This window comes from Pelagicoccus sp. SDUM812003, assembly GCF_031127815.1.
Taxonomy (GTDB): Bacteria; Verrucomicrobiota; Verrucomicrobiia; order Opitutales; family Opitutaceae; genus Pelagicoccus.
Genome location: NZ_JARXHY010000006.1, coordinates 1 through 16,640, shown reverse-complemented (window position 1 = coordinate 16,640; position 16,640 = coordinate 1). Strand labels below are relative to the sequence as shown.

Annotated in this window: 9 protein-coding genes; all 9 read right to left on the bottom strand. The window is 47.9% G+C overall.

Annotation, left to right across the window (positions count from 1 at the left end):
• Positions 1-1,248 (bottom strand): hypothetical protein, encoded by a 1,248-nt coding sequence (locus QEH54_RS09970; RefSeq protein WP_309018522.1) that lies wholly within the window; start codon positions 1,246-1,248, stop codon positions 1-3.
• A gap of 275 nt (positions 1,249-1,523) precedes the next feature.
• Positions 1,524-3,320, bottom strand: a complete 1,797-nt coding sequence (locus QEH54_RS09965) for a hypothetical protein (RefSeq protein WP_309018521.1) — start codon at positions 3,318-3,320, stop codon at positions 1,524-1,526.
• An 85-nt stretch (positions 3,321-3,405) separates the two neighbouring features.
• On the bottom strand, positions 3,406-5,298 hold the full coding sequence (locus tag QEH54_RS09960; protein WP_309018520.1) for a hypothetical protein: 1,893 nt from the start codon (positions 5,296-5,298) through the stop codon (positions 3,406-3,408).
• A gap of 23 nt (positions 5,299-5,321) precedes the next feature.
• Positions 5,322-7,694 carry a sensor histidine kinase gene (locus QEH54_RS09955; RefSeq protein ID WP_309018519.1) on the bottom strand — a complete coding sequence of 791 codons (2,373 nt, stop codon included), beginning with the start codon at positions 7,692-7,694 and terminating at the stop codon, positions 5,322-5,324.
• Entirely contained in the window at positions 7,682-8,527 is an 846-nt protein-coding gene (locus tag QEH54_RS09950) for a phosphoadenosine phosphosulfate reductase family protein (protein WP_309018518.1), read from the bottom strand. Before QEH54_RS09950 ends, QEH54_RS09955 begins: the two co-directional genes overlap by 13 nt.
• Positions 8,524-11,586 (bottom strand): hypothetical protein, encoded by a 3,063-nt coding sequence (locus QEH54_RS09945; RefSeq protein WP_309018517.1) that lies wholly within the window; start codon positions 11,584-11,586, stop codon positions 8,524-8,526. Before QEH54_RS09945 ends, QEH54_RS09950 begins: the two co-directional genes overlap by 4 nt.
• Positions 11,587-11,942: 356 nt before the next feature.
• A complete protein-coding gene (locus tag QEH54_RS09940) occupies positions 11,943-12,881 on the bottom strand; it encodes a DUF4007 family protein (protein WP_309018516.1) in 939 nt (312 codons plus the stop codon).
• Positions 12,882-13,533: 652 nt separating this feature from the next.
• Entirely contained in the window at positions 13,534-14,520 is a 987-nt protein-coding gene (locus QEH54_RS09935; protein ID WP_309018515.1) for a hypothetical protein, read from the bottom strand.
• A 647-nt stretch (positions 14,521-15,167) separates the two neighbouring features.
• Positions 15,168-16,307: an AAA family ATPase gene (locus QEH54_RS09930; RefSeq protein WP_309018514.1), complete on the bottom strand. Its 1,140-nt coding sequence runs from the start codon at positions 16,305-16,307 to the stop codon at positions 15,168-15,170.
• Positions 16,308-16,640: the final 333 nt, after the last annotated feature.

The window sequence follows — 16,640 nt, the reverse complement described above, 5'->3', positions numbered from 1 at the left end:
TCAGTTTTGCGTGAAGGGGTTGATTACGTAGGCGCAACCATCTGAGAGCCTTTTGACTAATCCTAGACCAGTAAGTCTTTGTTCAAGCCGTCGAGCGTTAGCTTGAAACGCCTTTTTGTCGAATTCCTCGTCAGAGAGAACCTTATCAGCTTCTTTGTCGCTAATTAGAAAACTGTACCGCTCCCAGATTCGATTGAGGAACTCACTTAGTTCAGTTCGGCTCTCCACGTTCGAAAAGACAAGGGTCTTCAGTAGATCATCGTTGGGTGCATACCTCAGACGATTTGTGCCTCGCTTTGATATCAAGCCGATCTCCCTGCCAAAGACTCTGTGGATGTTCGCTACGTGTTGTTTGTGGCGTTTGCTCGCTCCGGATTTCAGTTGTCTAATGAGAGAACTGGGGTCTGCAGCTCCTTCGTATTTCTCTCCCCACTTAAGACGATCTATCAGGAGGTTCTTACACTCCAAGAATGGGTCATGCGATTTGCAGGCCAGCTGCCATTCCTCAGATTCTTCAAGCTGCTCGATATAAGCAGTAACAGCTGCCGTTGAGATCAGATTGTTCTGTTGGTAGTCTAGGTTCGAGATCTCTCTAACCAGTGATTTCTTGGGGGCAACGATTTCGCAGGTTATTCTAAGTGGATCAGCAGAACCTATGACGAGTTTCGAAATCTTGAGCTTATATAGAAATAAGTGCAGTCCCGAGAGCGTTACAAGGTAAGGCAGTGCGTCATAATCCGGCATTCCCAACTTCAGAATTGAAATCCAGTCTTCTGCAAGGTGGTCAAAACTATCGTTACGCCTATACGGTAGGTAACATCCTCTCCTTGGCTCGACCGACTCTTCTACTTCTTCGGGTTGAAGTGTGCGAGCAATTCGATTCCAAGGATTCTTCTTTAGCAACAAGTGATTCGAGAGGAGCTGCAGAAGCTCAGCCTTCTTTTGACTCCTTGAAAGCATCAGGTAGAGTAGTTCACCCGTTCTGCCAAAGAATCTGCGATCGTTCGTTTTCGCTTTCTGATCGAGGTCTTCGTACAGACTATCCTCGCCATATGGAAATACAAACTTCGAGGTCCAGCGTTTGTTCGAAGCTAATTCGAGGCTCGTTTGGCGCAGCAGATCGACTATCTCAGCAAAGTCATCAAAGGATTCGTAGTGTTCCTTTAGGTACTCCATGTTTGGACTGCCTATCTCTTTGAACTTTGCTGCCTCTTTTTGCCAAACTTTCCACTTTTGGCTATCCGACATCGAAGAGAGTCGGATGCTTTTGATTTTGGGATTGTTGAAAAGGATATTGCGAAGATGCAGTCGTTTCCGCGGTTTGTAGCTTAACGAGTTCGGACCTTCCGGTTCCTCGAGTGCTCTACGTTCGTTGTATTCATGAAAAAATACATTCAGAAACTCCATGAAGACCAACCATGGAGACTGTTCGTCATGTAGACGGTGGCCCCAAATGGCCTCGTCTATCCACATGCTCGAATTGGTTAGAATGGGAGCGGGGTATCTTTCTTCGAGTTGGGTCATCATGTCCGGATTTCAATAAAACCGTCATCTAAAGATCCTTGTTCGGATACTTCTATGAGCTTGAGGGTGATAATGTCGTCATCATCGGAATTATCGTCGGTCTGTCGCCGAAGCTCATGTACCGCGAGCAAGCGGGATTTAAACGCCAGAATGTCCTCGTAGCACTCTTTTGAGAAGTTGGCTGGCAACGCGCCTTCTTCGGCAACTCGCGATAGGAATTCGTATCTGACAAGGTTAAGTTCGAGGCTCTCTACCGTCTCAGGATCGAAGCAAACATTGAAGAGGATCTTCCCATTCGAATCTCCCTCGATTGCGACTTGCTCGCCGTTTTTTAGCTGGGAGGAGATCCTGTCCTTAAGAATCCGACTGATCTTGGATTGCGAGTAGTGTCCACTCGTAGTGAGAAGGAGTTCGCGTTCGGTCTCGACAAACATACCCGCAAAGATTCGGTTCAAGCCCTTTATCAATCTATGCTTGATGGAGCTTCTGATCGATTTTTCGTGCTCCATTCTGGAGACGATTTCCTTCAGGTATTCACCGGCGTAGCGGAAGACGGTTAGATCCCATAGCTTCAACTCCTCTGCATCAGAGTCTGGTATTTTGAAGAAAAGCGCTCTTCTTTGAGACGCGAGAAGCTCAAGGAAGCTCTTAGTGGCAACAGTGTCGTCTTCAGCGTCTTCTATATATTGGTTCCTGCTCTCGTAATAGATTTTATCTGCTCCGTAAAAGGGATCGGACTTTAGGTACTGATCGAAGTAGCCACCGAGCTGCTCATCGTCTTCTCCGAATATTAGGATGCTATCGATTCTGTTGGTGGTTTCATATCCAATTTGGAATCGCTCAAGATAGTCAAAAACGGTGATGGAGCTACGACGGTTCTCGGATAAATTCCCTCCAAAAATATTGTTGTAGATGCTCGCCTTCGAAACCGTTTTTGCTTCGATGATTCGAGAAACATCGACCGGTCGCATAAGCCTATCCTGATTGCAGTCTGAATGACCGAGCACAGCGTTGGTGAGGAGAAGAAGCAACTGGCGGATAGGTAGGTGGAGGTTGTTGCGGTGACAAAGATCGATAAGCGAACGAAGGCGTTCTCGGACAATCGGTGTTTTGAGGAGCTCGTAGTTTTTTCGAATCGGACAATTAGTGCCAAATGCCGAATGATCTCCCTCCGATTCGTCGTAACACGCTTGCCAGCCTGGATGTTCGACAAATGCATCGAATGCTCGATCAAAGATCTCAGACGAGCTCCAACGGGATAAATTGAACATCTTAAGGCTGATACCTTCGAGTTCCCGCTTATCTTCAACGAGGAGCGACTCGAAGCTTTCTCTTGCCTGTTCGATCTCGGGAAAATTAGGTAGCCGCCTCCAGGCCTCAACAAGCTGCCCATCGTTTGCAGCAACCAGAAAGAGGTCTTTTGAATCAGCTTGTAGAATAGAGGTGCAGAACAACCTGAGCAGGGTGATCTTATCTGATTCCCAGTCCAGTCCCTGCTGAGGGGCCCAACCGCTCAAGTCTCGGATGAAGTGTATCCTGTATTCAGAGTTGGGAATCTCGTATTGGAGGTAAGGATCATCTGATGCCCATTCTTCATCAGATCCTCCCAGCTTGCTCCAGACCTGTCTGCAAAGGTGAGTTTTACCATCCCCAGCTGTTCCAGTGAGAATTACTGAAACCGGCGAGCGACCGTTTATCTCGAAACAGTCCAGGACCTCTTTCTCGGCCGGGTGCTCGAAATTGATAGGCTCGAATCCAGCCCAACTCGCCGAACGACGTATGGTCTCGTCGTACATGTTGTCGTTGCGAGAGATTGGGCCGTACTTACGGAGAAAGCTTATCCATTTCATTAGGTCCGGTTGGTTTGAAGCTTATGTCTACTCAATGTTCTTCGGTTAGACAGAATACGATGGAGCGATCGCTGATCGCACCACGTTGAATTACCAATCCGTCAATATTGTGACAGTTTACGAATAATGCTACTTTTATCATTTCCGCAATGGGCACTATCTGAGGCTTATCCTGCTCCATCCATTTGAAGTCCAAACCCTTCTCGAGCGACAGTAGCAGTGATTCACTATTCCTGAGCGCACCGTACATTGATCGACTGCTGGGATGGATTCTGTTGTCTTCTAGAGCACACAGTGCACTATATATCGAATCACACGCATCTTCGCTTAGTGTAAGTCTATGTGATTTTTCGGATGCTATGTGCATCGCTGCACTCCCCTCTGGATGTTCTATTCTCAATGCTGTAAGTTTGCCTTCAGTGTTTGGGTAGTATACGGCAAGCGATACCGAAAAAGTTTTCAGCATCGGCGCGGCGAGCCCACTTCGACCAATATCAGACAAGAGTCTTTGCTGAATTTCGGCTGTGTGATGGGCTCTCAATCGAGCTACCTTGCTAATTACACCATCTGACAGTGCATAGTCCAGGGCTTCTGTTGTAACCGATAAAGGTGACTTTACGTCCCATTCTATCGAATAAAATATTTCATTATGATAAAAAGCATGCGTTCTGGGCTTGAAGGAGCGTTGGGGTGTGCTAGGTGTTATCCTGCTTATATTTCCCAAAATCAGAAGGAGGTAATTTGGCGTCTCCCGCATCAGGTCGCACGGCGGGGTGAGCAAAAGGAGAGCCTCGTCCGGCTTTATTGAGGTTATTACAGATTTGTTTTTTGATGAAGCAAGTGGAGTCTCTTGGGACCTGAAGAATAGATCACCAAATTGGTAAGAAACACTCGCGGAATTGGGCAAACAAAGTCTATTAGGCCCCTGAGAAAGGTACTTATGAACGAAAGACTGCGTTTCTCTTTTGCCTGAAATGTACGGAGGCGGGTATTTCTCTATTACTATTTCGTTTAGTTGATTGGCTGATCTCGAAAGAGCTTCATTAGACTCAATGTGATATTGAGCGACATGATCGAAAAGATCAACGAGGTAGGAGCCTAAGGGTGCATTTTCTTTAACCAGTAGAAGCTTTTGAAGTTGAGCAAAGTCCGTCAGATCAAGTTTTCTCAATAACTCTACAATTTGCTTTCTTGAATCATCTATGGCACAAGACCAAGAATTAATAAAATCAACAAGACGTTGAGCGTCTCCGTAGTGTGTTGCAAGCCGCCTGAGTTTTCGCTGCAGTTTATCACCCTGAAGAATCTCGCTCTTCTTAACTATTCTAAAGAGCGATTCTGAAACGCCAGCTTCATCTCTGAATGATTCTTTTAGATGGTCGACCCGAGGACTGCGTGAGGTCAGAATGACAATTGGAGGCTTGGGGGAGCACTCCTTAAGGTGGTTCTTCAAAATTGAAGCAGATTTAGCGTAGTCGTCGGACCCTTGCCTTTGTGTCAAAAAGAGATCAATGATGATTATATCTGCATCTGCCTCTGTTAATGATACATTTCTCCCCGCTGTTGTTACCAGCAGGCCAAGGGATTCTAGATCCTTCTGAATCTTAGAGAGGATGGTAAGGTCGTGACGTCGCGTTGAATCAAAATCCTCAAAGATCTCTAACGCAAAGCTGCTTTTTAATTGGTCCTTCAGCGAATAAAGGATCGATATGAAGTCGTTGGAATCTATCAGCTCGTCCCAGTCTTGTTCATTGAAGCTCGAATAGTGCTCTATCAAAAGATCGCTGTCCGACTCTTCTATATCTTCTAGAAACGAATAAAGCTCTTGTCGATGATTCGCTAGATCCTCTGCCGTGGGAACTGCATCATAGGCGTCGTCGATTATTACCGCTTTATTTAGCGAATTCCGTTCAAAGACACTCACTTTAAGTCTAAATCAGAATGTTCCTAAGGTAAGTTTAGTACAAACGTGTGCAGCCGCTGCGTCTGTGGATCTTTCTTGTTGGACAAAAATAGATCCCCCCCGTGGTATTTTGCACACTCCCGTGCAATGTAGAGACCGATGCCTCTTCTCTTTGAATTTTCTTTGAGTGAGAAAAAGGGATGGAATACCCTATCAATATTATCAGGATCAATACCTTTGCCGTTGTCTGAGTATATCAGCTCGAGCGGATCTCTTGTGATGCTGATCTCGATTTTTGGTTGGAATTTGAGCTCTCTCGAAGATTTGAGTTCTAGCCAATATTTGGAATTCGAAATCAAATTCTCGAGAATTTGAACTACCATCCCCCTAACAGCCTTTATCTTAACAATATCTTCGCTTGAATTGAAAATGACATCAATCCCATGTCGTTTAAACTGAGATTCGTGAGCCTCAATTGTCTCATCAATCAGCTGCTTTAAGTTGAAGGTTTCCTTTGTTTGACGACCAGAGATACTGAGAGGATCTAGTATTCGTATTCTTTTCGAAAGGCTTTTTAGATGTGATCGAAGTGAAGAAACAGCCGATTGCTGGGGAGTGGCTAGTTCTACGCTTTTTAGTTGATCTAAATTCTCAAGTGCCGCTTCTGTCGCTCTCGCAAGCTCGTGTGCTACAACCTCAATCATCAACCCAACTCCCGCCATTTCTAGCATTTGCTTTGCTTCATTCTCAGCCTCGTCGATACGCTTCTGAGCGGCTTTGGTCAAAGCGGAAAGCTCCAGTGTTAGCTGCTGGAGTTCTTCAATCTCAGGTGCACATTCTGGTGGAGCGTTTTTCTTTAGAGATTTTATGGCGACGCTAGCCCTTCTCCGCAAATCTACTTCTCTAGTTTTTATCGTGTCCAAGCTGACCTTCGGACTCTTGTAGCTTCTTTCTATCTCCTTGATGTGATCACGCAAACAAGTATCAATAGAGAACGTCATTACTTCTAAGAGTATTTTTTGTTCTGGAGTTTCTCTTAGTCCTTCTCGATTGGTCTGATCAATCAATTGAGGATTTAACGTTCTGGAAATATTCGCCCTTCCAACAAGTTGCGTTTTATTCAGCAAATAGCCTTTTTGCCCAAGAGCTTTACGGTCTAGAGATAGCCAATCATCATTCTCTTCTCCGTAGGGAAACACTCTAAATCCGTCCCTGTAAAGCATCACGCCTGACCACTTGCTTTGTAGGTCTCGAACAGCCTTTTGATCGCCTATGGCTTCGATTTTCGTGAGTCTCCGACGATTGTACCAGTATACTTCAAAAGTAAAAGGCCCAATGCTTCTCATCGCTTCATCATGAACTTCAGTCGCGCTAGGACCACTTATCAAGCTTTGGAGGTCATCTAAGGAAATGATCCTTTCTTCTTTCGTTACCGGATGTTCAAAGCCAAGATCAAGTGCTGATATCTCGCATCTGAGATGTGGGGTCTTCTCTTTGTATTCCCATGAACCAGAGATTTTTGCATGGGCGTTTTTGATCAGATTCTTGTCCATGAATGGCACTTGAATCCTTTCACCGTTCCATATGACCACAACTCTCGGGCGGTCCCTTTGTCTTGCAAAGGGGTCAGTGAGCTTTGATAAATTCAGCTCGACAAGCTGGATGACTCGATCGCGTGACCAATCTTCAACGAGATCGCTTATAACAATGCTTGTACCAGAAATGCCTGCATCTTCTTTTTTTCCTCCATCAATTGGATGCACTTCAATATCTTCGATCATAGCATCGAGGTCTCGAAACTCATTCCAATCTATTGAGAGTCTATTGTAGTGTGATTCCTTCTTTTTCGTCGAAACTACTTCGAGTTTATTGCCGAGACGCATTGCTGACAGTCTCCCAATACCTTTCTCGCCAAGATAGGGTGACGACTTGTCGGAATTAGCGATTGCTTTGTCTATAGAACGCTTTCTTGAAGGAGTGCCAATCACGAGGAAGTTTTCGACTAAGTCTTCTCTCGACATGCCTACACCAGTATCCTTTACGACAATACGATTTAGCGATAGTGCATAATCTAGAATCTCATCTAGTTTATCTTTGGTATCGGTACGCCTGATGGATTCAATTAATTCCTCTGCGTATTGACTAGAGCTGGATTTTAATAATTTAGAAATCGCAGCTTCTTTGAGTGAATTTAAATGTGCATTCTTTTGAAGGGTTGTTTTAAGAGCGAAATGATCATTTCGCCGCAACAAAATCTCAAAATGAATTTCAACTCCGTTTTTCGAATCTGCATCAAACCCATTTTTAATTAGCTCATAAAAAGCAATCAAGTCAGAGCTGATCAATTCGGCACCTAGTTCCAGTATGGTTCTTGCTGATACCTTAAACACGTTTAGAAAGCTTTTTATTTCTGGCACATAAGGCAGGCTTCACTTCGCTGAGAGCTGTTTCCTGTAAATATTGAAAGGAGACGATTGTCTCCCTTGGTAGGTACCTGCCTAATGCCAGCCTCAAGAATTCGTTTTCTATTTTCCGGATCTAGGAGGGCACTAAGGGGAGCTTTTTCCATCCAGGTGAACTGCTTGTTCGGGTCACTGGGGTCTATTGTTTCGTACTCCATCGCTTGCTCGAAGTACTTCGGATAGGTTTCGTATAGCTTAACCCATTCGTAAGGAGTTTGGAAAAAACAGAATGTGCAGCCAGAGTTCGTTCGGCCCCAGTTCATGTAGGTCGGAAGACCGAGTCCACTATCCTCTAAAATTTGAATGACCCCATCATAGTCAAAGCCAGCTTCTTTCAGTGGATATCTCGTTTTGATGTTTGGTTTTTTGCTAATATAGCCAACTCGATCCTCGTCTGCTCGGAGACCCACATAGCTAACAACATTGTCTTGACCAACATGTGCCTCAAAGGGCTTTAGCTTAAGCATCTTGGTGCACCATCGATTTTGAGGTGATGGGAGGTAGCCGTTAAAAACCTTGTGCCAATGATCAAAACCAGCTTTCGCGTTTAGATACGTGATTTTAGAGCCGAGCTCTGCTTCGAGGCGGGCGAGATATTGGTAGGTTTCAGGGAGCTCTTTCTGCGTATCACAGAAAACATACTCCATGTTTTCCATACGAAACTGTTCGAATCCTTTGACGCGTCCCGCCATCAACAAAGCGAGGGCTGAACTGTCCTTACCTCCGGATACGTTGAGTACGTGCCTAACTGGGCGGCCGTCATTAAACGAAACTTCTATCGGGTTCATTGTTTTCCCTCCATCAGTTTCCACAGCAACTCAGAGATCGCTGCGATTGAAACGTCATTTGAATCCGGAAGTAATGAAACAATGGATTCACGAAGCTTCTTTGCTTTTTGAGATTCGGATGGGGAGAGAGAAACCACTACGTCTTTTTCTTGGCCACTCTTAGGCGTAATTGCAATACGTATCGCAGAATCTGGCAGAGAACCATTCTTGTCGAAACAAGTTGCGAGCACGCGATTGAATTTGCCTGCGAGCTTCTTGATTTCTTCCTCGAACGCTTCCTTGTCCCTGTCTTTCCAGCGAGAAGGAGGACAACGAGTTATGATGCTGCCCAATGCCTCAAGCCACTCCGTTTCAGATGTGACATCGTCGATAAGCTTGAAGCAAAACGACCGAAGCTCGGTATCAGAAAGACCTACGAGTACTGTCTCAGCGGGTTCTGAAATAGATCTTCTCCAGTCTTCGAAAGACCCCTTCCAAGCGAAGGCCGCCGTAATGCTCTTGGCCATACCCGATAGAAGTTCGGGATATGATCTTCTGAGTTCAAAGAGCACTCTGCTGAGCTCTTGGCCGACAACAGATGCATTCTTCTTGTCGGACGGTTCGATACCCAAAGCTTGTGGGATTCTCTTGAAGACAAGGTCGGAAGGTTCGCGAGCGTTTTCGATAGCTTTTCTAACTTCACGAGCTTGATCAGACAAGTTATCGGTCTTTTGAACGTACTCAGGAAGTTGGTCGATGAACAAACAAAGGGGGCGGACGATTGAGAGTAGATGTGTGTGTTCAGCGTGCTCGGTGTTAATCGTTTTCGCTATTTCTGATATGAGCTCCTTTCGGACACCGTTGATTCTGCAAAGCTGAAACTCAAAAGTCTCCGGTCTCCTCGCCAATCGCATCGCGAGGTTCTCTTCAATTTCTGCTTGGAAGATATCATCTTCGTATATCGCGATCTCGCTTTCGTGAACCGTGAACACGGTAAGTAGCAGCAGAGGAACCAAGCCATCCCTCACCCCGAATGGGGGTAGCCTGAGCCTGTCGTAGATTTCTATTACAGGAACTCTTCTGTCTGGCTGCTCTTCGAGAGCTGCGATTATTGCATCCAAAGCGGGCCTCAAGTTCAAGGGGTCGCCCCGCTTTCCTTTATTTGGGAAAGCTATTCTACACCCATCGTCATCTTGGATATGAATATTCCCTGCTTTCAGAACAGAAAGGTACATGGATTTTTCAGGAGGCGACTTGTCCTCAGGTAACCCAAGTAACGGCAGATCGGATTGACTTAGTATTCCCTTGAAGAGCTTTTGACGTGCAGAGGCTGCTGCTGAACTGATATTGGTGCGATTGATAAGCTCGTTTGCAACTTTGGGAGCTTTGGTAAAGAGCTCGTCACAAAGGTCTGAAAGGAAAGTCTGAATCGATTTAAACCTAAGGCGTTCCGTGATGAGTTCACCATCATGATACCAAGCGATCGTGGACTCCTTGCGGACGACTCCACGTATGCCTGCGATTTCTTGGATACGGTTTTCGACCGTTTGGCTGCTGGTTGCTATTTGGCGCGAGACTTCTTCCGCAGCGAACCGATCGTCCTTTAGTTCGGGTGTTTGGCGCTCAACCCAAAGCCAACGCTCTAACTCCAAGGCGGAGCTGGTTAGAGCATCTAGCGGTGGGCTGATCGCGATGATTGTTGATAGCTTTTTTGCTAGGCCAGTGGCAATTTCTTCTGATTGGAGTCTTTCCGCTTTAGATTCGCAAAGAACTGAAACCACCAATCCATCCGCCGGATGCGTTGGGGCTAAATCTTCCGCTTTTTTAGAAAATTCAGAAGCGGTGAGTTGAAGGACTTCAAAATAGCGAAGGTTGCCTGTTTCGATGTAGTGGCGCCGTGCGACTATTGGTCTGGAGTCGATGCGCTTCCGAACGGTTTCAGCGATTGGACTTGCCTTGGAAATTGCTTCGCTGGCTTCTACAAATCGCTGCTCCAGGTTAACGCTATTGTATGGCCAGAGTGCATAACCCGATCTTCCGCGATTGAACAGAAGGTTTCGTTTGCAGAGGTTTCGAAGTTCCTGGTCTAGTCCCTCTGAATCCCCGAGCGCGAGGTGCAGTACCTCGAAGGTGGGTGCGAGCTCGGGAGCGTCGATAACGTTTAGAATGCCGACTGTCTTAAGTATGGCGACGGTCGTTGGCTCCTCGTTGCCCGTGCTCCTGATAACCGCGTCGATGTGATTCCAGTGGCTGCGGAAGCTCTGTCCGCTGAGTCTATGTGAAAAGTTCGCTGCTGCAAAATCATAGAAATCTGACAGCCGGAATATGGTCTCCAGAGATGCCCGCTGCTTGCTCGCAAAATCTTGCAGGGCGTAAGGTTCCGATGACAATAGAAAGCTGAAGAGTGATCTCTCGTTCTGTCCAAACCTCCTGAAGAACTTCGCCAGCACCGGAATAACTGAGCAGTGTATCGGATAGATTGATACGGCATGTTCTTTAAGAGCTGTTTTAGGAACATTCGGACCAAACAGCCCTAGGTCAATGGCTGTGGCCATATCGCCTCTCGCCTGACCTTTCCAACCATGAATATTCTGATTCTCGAGGTCTGAAGATAGTGCCTGAGACAGAAGTGCCGTGACTTGGGCTAGCGGTTGGGAAAATACGAATTCTTCGAAGCGCTCAGAAACTTTGGACCATTCTAGTTGTGAAACACTAGGAAGCTTCGCCGCGTACTCTGCGAAGCCTTGGTGCAGGAGTCCAAGAGTGTAAACCGGATAGTTTCCGCTCCGACAAGACGACTCGGCTAGAACTTGAAGAAAATAGACATCTTGCTGTTCGGGGTTCAAGGCAGCGAACTCGAGAAACTTGCCAAGTTCATCAATAACCAGCAGCACACCTCCGAATAGGTTCTTGGTGACGAGTTCTTTCGAAGTGCCTTCAATAAGTCTTATGGCTTGCCGCTCATCTAGAGCGCTTGAACTAAGTGCGTCGGAAATTTTGCTGCGAGATACCAAGTTCTTTCGACCATCGATCGAGGCCTCCAATTTCGAAAGCAACTCCCTCAGTATAGCTTTCGCCATTGGCTCTCGTGAGCCAGTCACTAGCACTGGTAAAAGCTTGGGAGCGTTGTTAGGGATAGGTAGTTCGCGGCGAAGGTGCTTTATCTCCCGTGGTAGCTTTTTGGCTGAACGACAGAGTATGTTTGCAAGCACTAGGGCGAAGCTCGATTTGCCGGTCCCGAAGTCACCAGTGATTCTCCATGCGCGTTGGCCGGATTCAGGTCGTAGATTTCGTCCAATTCGCTGTAGGTTCTGGGTGATCTCCGAAGTGACGATGTATCCGGATAGAGCCTCGGTGTCAGTAAAGTCTCGTTCGAGATTAACTGACCTGAGGAATCGTTGGTTTACGTTTAGCAAGTTGCTAATGGAAGGGAAACTCATTGGTAGTCGGCGAAAATTGCGTCAAGAAGGTCCATTTCAGAGACGTTTCCGCGTCTCCAGATTTGCTGCATAGATTGAGATTCTTCGAAAACGATAGCGCCTCTGGTTACTGAGGATAAAGCATCCAGATGTGCCCGAATGCTAGCCTCCGGCAGTTTGAATACCTGCCCAGGGCTACTCTCTTCAGTCGATACGATTCGAAATCCTAAAGAAGAACTCGCTCGGTGATGGCTGCTCGACCAGAGGTCATTGATGCAATAGGCTATCAGCTCTGAAGAAATCGAAGGCTTATCCTCGATGTTGAAAGAATAAATGGACTCTCGCTGATTGTCGCTATTGATCCGGTCGCCTGACCATCGGAGCAGATCCAGTTCGACGAGCGGGCAATCTAGGTTGTCCTCGCCGATCTCACCTTTCTTTCCTTTTGCTTGGACGTAGGAGTTTATAAATACTCTTAGACCGTCAGATAGCGTTCGCTTTGATCGCTTGGCTTGCTCGGGAGGCAGCCCACGTTCTAGGAATATTTTAGCTTCAGACTCGCTAAACTCTGAGCGATGCCAGTGGTTGAGCATTTGATCCCAATGATAGAGGGGGCGCTTGGAATTGGTCGCGATCTTCCAATGGATAAGCCATAGTGTTTCGAGCTGCTCGAAATACTGATCGTGTCCCTCTCTGCCGAGCAACCTCTCTCCGAACGGTGTTAGGCGGTGGCCTTCAGGGGAATCGGTGATGATCTGTGCAGCCTCTGCCCAGAATTTCGCAGAGCGAACCATGTTCTTGCCGATTCCGAGGCGAACCATTGCTTCGTCCTCGTCTTTGAAAAGCGCGCCGTTGTCTTTGCCGCTCAACGCACCTACCACTTTAGGTAGCCAGGCGTAACGACAAACGAAGGTCTCGTGCCCTGAGTAGCGGGGTTGTGGTTTGGTTTGAATCATATGGGTGTGATCGAAAAAACTTACAAACAGCCATCTCGGCGAGAGCGAAATCAGGTTCGTTTCTGCTGAGCTCTTTAATTCTCACCAAATCCAAATACCGAGCCTAGAAATGGGGAGGTAGGTAAGTGAGATTCAAAAAACAAACTAGCATTTGGTATAGGACAAGCCCTGTCCGATGGGTTTGCCTATCGTCGCTTTCTTTTTGCCGCTCTGCCGCCACCGGGTTGGTTGAGCCGAGATCACAGCGCCCTCCAAAGTTCCGAGGCCAGACTGAATGATGCCGAGCGAACCTTCGAAATTCGGTTCAAGCGTTGTGCTATCTTGGTCAAGTCGAACTCTCCAGGGGTATTTGAAATGCCCTATGAAAACCTGACCGATTCTGGAGAGGATAAGTCCGTCACTTTTCGAGGCAAGGGGCCCCAGTAGTTCTAAGGACCGGACAAACCATAGTACAGTTCGCACCCTGAAGACCCAGTTTACGCTGAGCGTATCATCCGCACAGATTGCGTTAGAACGATTCGTAACTTGCTATAGTTTTTTTATGATCATTGCGTATCGACACCACTAGGACAGCTTCTAGCCCGGAAAGCAAACCGCCGACGCTACGGAACGTGGCATCGGCGGTTGTTTAATCGGAAGATGGGAAAAACGACTAGCGTTCAGGACCATTTCGCTCTTCGTCTTCGCGACGCTTTTCAGCAGCCTTCTCCTCTTCCAGCTTTTTCTTTTTCTCTTCGAGATCTCGACGGATCTTTTTGAATCGGCGCGTATAGTCGTCGCAGGTGTTGATAATCTGAGGCCAGATAGTTTTCCACCGGTGGGTGCTTTCGCGCGGCTTCTTGCGTTTCTTACCCATCACCTCCGCCGGATAGACAAGATACATTTTCTGGCGGGCCGAATCCCAAGAGACCGTGAACCCAAGATCCACGAGTACATTTGTGACAGACTCTTTGGATACGCGGGCCGCGGTGAAACCAAGGCGCTCGGCGACCTGATATGGCAGCGTCTTCCATGCCTTCTTTTTCTGACGCTGCAAACGAGTTTCCTCGTTTGTCGGTAGCAGATCCCGACCTTCCTTGCAGCGCCGTATGTTGATTTCTGCTACGATCTCATCTTCCACCCGCCGCAAAAGCTCGCGGTAGTTGCGAATGTTGGGAGCTCGGTCGATCAGGCGAGTTTTGCGGAGAGCCGGGTCGCCGCATTTTACGATGTTTACGATAAACACATGAGCATCATCTCGGTTTCGGCCATTGATGCCAACATGCCAAAATCCCAATACAGCACTCTCAGGACCGAGCATATCTGCCACTATTTTTATGACCAGCCTACGCTCAAAGTCTGTCAGGTCGGACAGAGGATCAGGATTGACGATAAGTTGCTCAACAAGCTCGCCTTTGGACTTCCGTCCAGCGGTACCGATCTTGGACTGCTCATAAGCTTTAAATCTCTCTACCGCCTGGGATGCAAAATCATCTTTCGAACTGCAGCGAAAGCCGAGCGGACCATGTATCTCAACCTTGTCTTTATGATTCGGATCGTCTGGATTCTCCGCGTATTTCAAGCCCTTCTGGAGACCGACCTTGGATACAATCGGAGCAACCTTACGCCCGTTTTTGTATTGCGCTTGTTTAATCAGCATCTTCGACTCCTTGCGCTATAGCCTTAAAACTGCAGCCCGCGAATAGGCGTACGAGATTCGCCAATTCATCTGTTGAGAGCTCACCACGATCAAGCCTGTGCATCAACTGGATAAGCTTCATTGGCCCCAAAGTGTCCTTGGAAATCCTGACTTGATTCAACAACATCCCAACCCGACCGGACACCCTGCTCAGGGTATCTGCGGCGAGCTCTCGCAGTCGGCGCCAATCCTCGAACTCCTCTGGTGTTCCCGGAAAGGCTCGCGACACACCTACATACGTATCGTCGAGAATACGCTCCAAACTTTGGATACAATCCAGAGCTTGCTGGAACGCATCGGACTCAGGGTCGACGATCGGAAATACCACGACAGGGTGATTATGCCGAGCTGCTAGACCCTGCTCATATAGACGCTTAACGGCGACTGGGATGCTCACCCCGTGGGCCCGAGCATAGTTAGCGGCCTCCGATAGTGCGGGGCCTGACAATCTTAAGTTTACGGTTTTGGACTTTAGTGCCATGGCGAGCTTATGGGCGGCTCAAGGGTCTGCGCAAGCGGTGCAAAGGATTTTTTCGAAAAAAAGTCCCCCAACATTTCGGCTGGGGGACTTCGGTCGAAGATCGCAATACAGAAGACAACTAGGGTAGCTACAGTCCGAGGCCTAGCTGATCAGTATCCTGATCAGACCCTAACGAGTCGTCCGTCCGTCCAGTGGCCTTAGGAGTTTTCGGCGGACGGACGTCGGAGGGTAGTCCGAGATCGGATACGTCTTCACCCTTTGATTCGTCCGTCCGGTCCTCTCGCTTAGGCTTTTCGGACGGACGGATCGTCTCGTCATCTTTCAGTAAGATAGACAGACTACCCTTATCGTCTACAACCCGCCCATCCTCGACCATCTCAGCGACGTATTTATAAAGCGTGGTCCGTCCGATATCCAGCCTACCCTGTAGCGCTATTAGGAGCTCTTTACGTGTCATCGGCCCTTTGCTAAGCATCGAGAGGATATCCTTTTTCGCAGTGTCCTGAGGATCCTTTGCGGAGGCAACTTCCTCCATCTCGATCGGCTCGAACCTCAGATCATTTATACGCCAATAGGAGGTCGCAGGTTTCTGGGCGTCGTTTAGCATTGCACAACTCCATGATACGGAATCGCCAACCGGCAACAGGCAGAAGACAGAGCGGGCTACGCTGCTAATGGCGTATGATCCTGATACATCGTGTTGGAGGGCACCTCCACTACCGAGGCTCTTTCGCGTATGATGGATAAAGAGCAAAGCCGGGGCATCGTCTCCCACTCCAACAGCCTGGCGTATGACTGCAAAACACTCGAGGAATCCTTCAAGCGAGAGGTTCGGACAAACGGAATTAAGCGGATCGATGACAACGACACCCACCGACGCGTCCTGGATTATCCTCTGGAGGTTCGCTACAAAATTGTGATCGGAGAACCGAAATCCCCTGGCTGGACGCTCAGCGTAGAGGATGCGATTTCCGTAGTCGTCCCTGTCAGGCAGAGCCCTAGCCTCACGACTCAGTCGAGCCAAGCTGTTTTCGCTCTGCAGTAACAAGGTGTTGTAGGGGTGTTTGATTTCCAAACCGAAAAAGGGCTCTCCGGTCACGCCGGACAGCGCGAGCTGGCTAGTCGCGAGCGACTTGCCAACACCGGGCGGACCGGCAATCACCATAGTGGAGCCCTTGGTTAAGACGCCCTCACCGATCAGGTTATAACCTGGCTGAGGTTCGTATTCACAGAGTTGGTCGATGTTCCATGTCTTTATAGTAATCATAGACGCTACCTATGGGCGGCGAGCGCGGTTCTCCTAATGATTCCAGCAAGTTTTTTTGGATTTCATAGCTTATCGCCTGAACCGCATCTATATAATAGATGCCGAATAGCTTCCTGTCGGCCCACTCAAGGCTTCAACTCTAAGTGCATACCGTCCGTTCGAAGCACTGAACCCTAGCCAAAGCGAGCCTGAGGAACGAACGAAGTAAAGCGGCGTGGACCGACGACCCTCCGAGCGGGATCAGGATCCTGCAAGGCAGGCGAGACCACCCTTCGCCGACCGCCGATCCTCGACTCCGAGAGGCAGCCAACCCGCCCTCTTCGTCCGTTCCGA

Excerpts from the sequence above, each read along its gene's own strand:
- QEH54_RS09970 (WP_309018522.1), bottom strand. The coding sequence starts at position 1,248 with ATGTCGGATAGCCAAAAGTGGAAAGTTTGGCAAAAAGAGGCAGCAAAG.
- QEH54_RS09965 (WP_309018521.1), bottom strand. The coding sequence starts at position 3,320 with ATGTACGACGAGACCATACGTCGTTCGGCGAGTTGGGCTGGATTCGAG.
- QEH54_RS09950 (WP_309018518.1), bottom strand. The coding sequence starts at position 8,527 with ATGAACCCGATAGAAGTTTCGTTTAATGACGGCCGCCCAGTTAGGCAC.
- QEH54_RS09945 (WP_309018517.1), bottom strand. The coding sequence starts at position 11,586 with ATGGCGAAAGCTATACTGAGGGAGTTGCTTTCGAAATTGGAGGCCTCG.
- QEH54_RS09940 (WP_309018516.1), bottom strand. The coding sequence starts at position 12,881 with ATGATTCAAACCAAACCACAACCCCGCTACTCAGGGCACGAGACCTTC.
- QEH54_RS09935 (WP_309018515.1), bottom strand. The coding sequence starts at position 14,520 with ATGCTGATTAAACAAGCGCAATACAAAAACGGGCGTAAGGTTGCTCCG.
- QEH54_RS09930 (WP_309018514.1), bottom strand. The coding sequence starts at position 16,307 with ATGATTACTATAAAGACATGGAACATCGACCAACTCTGTGAATACGAA.